Raw genomic sequence first — 4,726 nt, forward strand, 5'->3', positions numbered from 1 at the left:
GATGATAAATTAATTATAATTTGATTTAGGTAAATAATGAAGTTAAGTTTTGTAAAAAACATGTAAACTAACAAAGTTAGAATAGTATTTATGAAGTTGAAAACACTAGCTATATATATAGTGAAACTAAAGGAGACTTTTATGTTATATATAGGACCACATATGACAACAGCGAAAGGATATACAAGAGCAGCCAAGGACATTATTGAAATGGAGGCTAATGTTTTTCAGTTTTTCAGTAGAAATCCTAGGGGATCAAATTTTAGAGCTTATAATGAAAAAGATGTTAATGAATTTCAGAAATTGAGAAAAGAGTATAAGTTTGGACCACTACAAGCACATGCACCTTATACTATGAATCTTGGCAGTAGTGATCAAGGAGTGTATGAGTTTGGCAGGACTGTTATTAAAGAAGATATACACAGAATGAATGACCTAGGAATTGAGTTTTTTGTTTTTCATCCAGGTAGTCATACAGGGTCAGGAATTGAAGCTTCAATAAATCAAATAGCTAATGCTCTTAATGAATCAATAAAAGGGGATGAAAAAATCAAGATTTTACTTGAAACTATGCCTGGAAAAGGAACTGAAGTTGGGGTTAGGTTTGAACATTTAAAGAGCATAATAGATAAAATAAGTTATAAGGATAAGATAGGGGTATGTATGGACTTATGCCATGTTTTTTCCGCTGGATATGACATTAGAAATAATATCTACGAGGTTATGGAGGAGTTTGACAAGATAATAGGAATAGAGAAATTAAAAACTATTCATTTAAACGACAGCTTAATGGCTTTTGGTGAAAGAAAAGATAGACATGTACCAGTTGGTCAAGGAAATATAGGACTAGATTCAATAATAAAAATAATGGAGCACCCATATATAAAAACTTTACCTTTTTATGCTGAAACACCATTAGATAATGAAGGTCACAAAAGAGAAATAAAAATGATAAAAGAAAAATTAAATTATTTTTAAAAATATGTAATCGATTAAAGGATTTTCTAATAGTTTATAGAATATAATATATATAACTAAAAATTATGTGTTGAGGTGTTGTGATGATGAATCTAATAGAAGCAGTTGAAAGTGGTCACGAGCAAGGGTTTAAAGTTGTTTTTAATGCTAATTTTATTAATTCTAGTAACAATGACGTACAAAATGTTAAAGTAAGATATTATGAAGGAAGAAGTAAAAAAGAAGATTTTGTAATTCAAGACACAATGGAAAATATAATAAGTCAACAGATTTATTTAATAAGCAAAAAAAATAGTTAATATTTAAGGTTATTTCTTAAGGGTTTTAGGAAATAACCTTTTTAGTTACTTTTTATTTATTAAAAAATATACTTGTAAATAAATTATTAATAATTTATACTATAATAGTTGTGTGTGCAACTATTATTTTTTATTAAAGGTGGATGAGATGCAAAAAAATATTGATAGCATTGGAAGATATATTTCTATATTGTATAGATCAGGAGCTATGTATTTTAATAAAAATTTTAATATTGGAAATATAGGGAGTGGACAATATACCTTTCTACTTTTTCTTGAAAACAATGAAGGTGTAACTCAGGAAGAAATGACTTGTAAACTAATTATAGATAAAGGAACAACTGCTAAAGCATTAAAAAAGCTTGAGGAAGAAGGTTTAGTAAAAAGATCTGTAGATGAAAATGATAAACGAGCTTATAGAGTTTATTTAACTGCTAATGGGAAAGCTATTATTAAGGATATTAGAAATGTTCTACTAGAATGGAATGATATATTAACATCGGATTTTACAGAAGAAGAAAAGAAAATGGCATTAGATCTTCTCCAGAGAATGGTGGAGAACAAAAAGAAAAAAAGATTAAAGGAGATTACAAATGATAGATAGAGAAAAACGACTAGCAAATGAAAATATATTAAAATTACTTATAAGCTTCTCTGTACCAGCTATTATAGGAATGCTTGTAAATGCATTATATAATGTGGTAGATAGAATCTATATAGGACAGATGGAAGGTGTAGGACAACTTGCTTTAACAGGAGTTGGATTAAGTTTCCCGATTATGACTGTAGTTATAGCTTTCGCTATGCTTACAGGAGTTGGTGCATCAGCAAATATATCAATTAAATTAGGGCAAAGAAAAAAAGATGAAGCAGAACATATATTAGGGAATGCACTTTCCCTTTCAATAATATTTTCTATTTTAATAACTATAGTAGGTCTTTTATATAAAGATAAACTTCTAATGATGTTTGGTGCGAGTGAAAGTACTTTTGGTTACGCTAGTGATTATCTTGGAATAATTTTACTTGGAACAATATTCAGTCTTACATCCTTTAGCTTAAATCACTGCATTAGAGCTGAGGGAAATCCTAAAAGAGCAGCTTCCACAATGTTAGTTGGAGCAATACTTAACACTATTTTAGATCCTATATTTATTTTTACTTTTGGAATGGGAGTAAAAGGAGCTGCATTAGCAACAATAATATCTCAAGCTGTCTCAACTATTTGGGTTCTAAGTTATTTTTTAAGAGGACAAAGCAGCTTAAAGTTAAAAGTAAGCAATTTAAAACTAGATATGCATATAGTTAAAACAATTTTTGCTATAGGAGTTTCTCCTTTTTCAATGCAAATGGCAGCAAGTGTGGTATCAATAACTGCAAATACAGCACTTAAATCTTATGGTGGTGATGTAGCAATAGGTGCTATGACAGTAATAAACAGTGTAGTTACTTTAATTGTTATGCCTTTGTTTGGAATAAATCAAGGGTACCAGCCAATAATAGGATTTAATTATGGAGCGAAAGCTTATAAAAGGGTACTAGATACATTAAAGTATGCTATTATGGGAGCTACAATAATTGTTGTTATGGGCTTTATAGGAGTTCAAGCATTTGCACCACAAATTATTAAACTCTTTAATAAAGACCCAGAGCTTGTTGCAGTAGCATCACATGGTATAAGAATATTCTTAGCAATGCTTCCTATAGTAGGATTCCAAATAATAAGCGGTAACTATTTTCAAAGTGTTGGTAAAGCCAAAATATCTATGTTTTTAAGTTTGCTTAGACAAGTTATTCTTTTAATACCTTTATATTTAATACTTCCAAGAATGTTAAATAGCATAACTGGAGTTTGGCTAGCAGGCCCGGTAGCAGATGGTACATCCTCAATTATAACGGCAATATTCCTATTTAGAGAGTTAAGACTTTTAACTAAAGCACATGAAAAAGGTGAACTAGAAGCAGAGGCGGAAGTTGTATAACTAGTTAGTGAGAATTAGATTATGTCACACAATATTCACATATTTTTACCATAATATCTTGAAATTTTAGTTTTATTATTAAAATAAGAGGTTGCATAAAATAACAAGGGGTGGTCAAAAAAATGAATGTTGGTTCGATTTCTAATACTTCAACTAGTACATATAAAGCTTCAGATAGCAGTTTAGAAGCGTTAAAAAAGCAAAGAGAAAGTCTTCAGCAACAACTTTTGCAAGTAAATTCAAGTAAGTTAGACGATAAGACTAAACAGCAGAAAGTTGAGCAGTTACAACAACAAATAGAACAAATAGATGCTCAAATACAGCAAAAGGAAGCTCAAAACAGCAGCAACAGTAATGCTACTCAAAAAGTATCAGAAGTTTCTTCTCAAGGTAAAAATAATGTTTCCACATTAAAAAGTAATGAGGAAGAATCTTCTTATGAAAAAACACAAGGAACAGTAATAGATGCCTTTGCATAAAGTTACCAATAGAAAAATCATTTTGAAACCTCGGTTTTGAAATGATTTTTTGTTATTAAGGTTTAAAAAACTTCCATAAATGATATAATAATAGTAATTATAGTTGATGGAGGAAAAAGTGTGAAGAATAAGAAATGGATTTTATTAGTATTATTATTATCTATAGTTACAATATTAACTGTAGTTTTTGGCATGTATAGTTTTAATAAAAAAACAAAGATAGTGCCAGTGGCATCTAACATACCAGTAAAGGAAGAGCCTAAAGAGGAAGTAATAACTAAATCTATAAAGGGTGCTAAGGTTGTTGCTTTAGGCGATAATATTACATATGGAGAGAATTTTCAAGCAGGAAATAAGTTATGGACTGATTTATTAAAGGAAAGATTTAGTTTGGAACTTACAAATGCAGGGGTTAATGGGAATACATCTACCCAAGGTTTAGAAAGATTAAATAAAGATGTTTTAGAAAAAAATCCTGACTTTGTGATAATTAATTTTGGATTAAATGATCATTATTTTGTAGATAAGAATAAAGAAAATGTTCCTTTAGATAAATTTAAAAGTAATCTGGAGTCTATGGTTAAACAAATAAAAGAAAAGAAAGCTACTCCTATTTTAGTTGCACCTAACAAAGTTATCGAAGGAAATAAAGGTAATGGTAATATGGGTGGAAATGCAAATTACTATTACAAAAAACATCCTGCTAATTGGTATAATGAAGTTGGTGGAGCAAATGCTCAGTTAAAAAAATATTGTGATGCCATTAAGGAAGTTGCAGAGAAAAATAAAGTTGGATATGTGGACATGTATGCTGAAAGCGAAAAACAAGAACTTTATACAATGTTAAGAAGTAAGATGAACTCTAACTTAGAAGATGGTGTTAACTTAAGCACTGAAGGGGCCAAGCTATACGCTCAAGTTATTGGGGATTATTTAGATACTAATTATAAATAAGTATAAAAGGGGTGTTAACCTGAAACTTAAAACT

The 4,726-nt window shown here is 29.6% G+C and carries 6 protein-coding genes; all 6 read left to right on the forward strand.

Going from position 1 to position 4,726, the window contains the following annotated elements; genetic code table 11:
- The first annotated feature begins 141 nt into the window (after positions 1-141).
- The 6 genes from B3N22_RS10885 to B3N22_RS10910 all read left to right on the forward strand — a co-directional run bounded on the left by B3N22_RS10885 (position 142) and on the right by B3N22_RS10910 (position 4,692).
- Positions 142-978 carry a deoxyribonuclease IV gene (locus tag B3N22_RS10885; RefSeq protein ID WP_286907010.1) on the forward strand — a complete coding sequence of 279 codons (837 nt, stop codon included), beginning with the start codon at positions 142-144 and terminating at the stop codon, positions 976-978.
- An 86-nt stretch (positions 979-1,064) separates the two neighbouring features.
- Entirely contained in the window at positions 1,065-1,277 is a 213-nt protein-coding gene (locus tag B3N22_RS10890; protein ID WP_073020010.1) for a hypothetical protein, read from the forward strand.
- 148 nt (positions 1,278-1,425) lie between these two features.
- Complete coding sequence (locus B3N22_RS10895; protein WP_286907012.1) at positions 1,426-1,881, forward strand: MarR family winged helix-turn-helix transcriptional regulator; 456 nt, start codon at positions 1,426-1,428, stop codon at positions 1,879-1,881.
- A complete protein-coding gene (locus B3N22_RS10900; RefSeq protein ID WP_286907019.1) occupies positions 1,874-3,259 on the forward strand; it encodes an MATE family efflux transporter in 1,386 nt (461 codons plus the stop codon). The genes B3N22_RS10895 and B3N22_RS10900 overlap by 8 nt, the downstream gene beginning before the upstream one ends.
- A 122-nt stretch (positions 3,260-3,381) precedes the next feature.
- Positions 3,382-3,738: a FlxA-like family protein gene (locus tag B3N22_RS10905; RefSeq protein ID WP_286907014.1), complete on the forward strand. Its 357-nt coding sequence runs from the start codon at positions 3,382-3,384 to the stop codon at positions 3,736-3,738.
- A 120-nt stretch (positions 3,739-3,858) separates the two neighbouring features.
- Positions 3,859-4,692: an SGNH/GDSL hydrolase family protein gene (locus B3N22_RS10910; RefSeq protein ID WP_286907016.1), complete on the forward strand. Its 834-nt coding sequence runs from the start codon at positions 3,859-3,861 to the stop codon at positions 4,690-4,692.
- Positions 4,693-4,726 lie beyond the last annotated feature (34 nt).

Source organism: Clostridium sp. UBA1652, assembly GCF_002320975.1.
In the GTDB taxonomy this organism is placed as follows: Bacteria; Bacillota; Clostridia; order Clostridiales; family Clostridiaceae; genus Clostridium_T; species Clostridium_T intestinale.

Coding starts and splice junctions, on each gene's coding strand:
- B3N22_RS10905 (WP_286907014.1), top strand. CDS start 3,382: ATGAATGTTGGTTCGATTTCTAATACTTCAACTAGTACATATAAAGCT.
- B3N22_RS10895 (WP_286907012.1), top strand. CDS start 1,426: ATGCAAAAAAATATTGATAGCATTGGAAGATATATTTCTATATTGTAT.
- B3N22_RS10890 (WP_073020010.1), top strand. CDS start 1,065: ATGAATCTAATAGAAGCAGTTGAAAGTGGTCACGAGCAAGGGTTTAAA.
- B3N22_RS10885 (WP_286907010.1), top strand. CDS start 142: ATGTTATATATAGGACCACATATGACAACAGCGAAAGGATATACAAGA.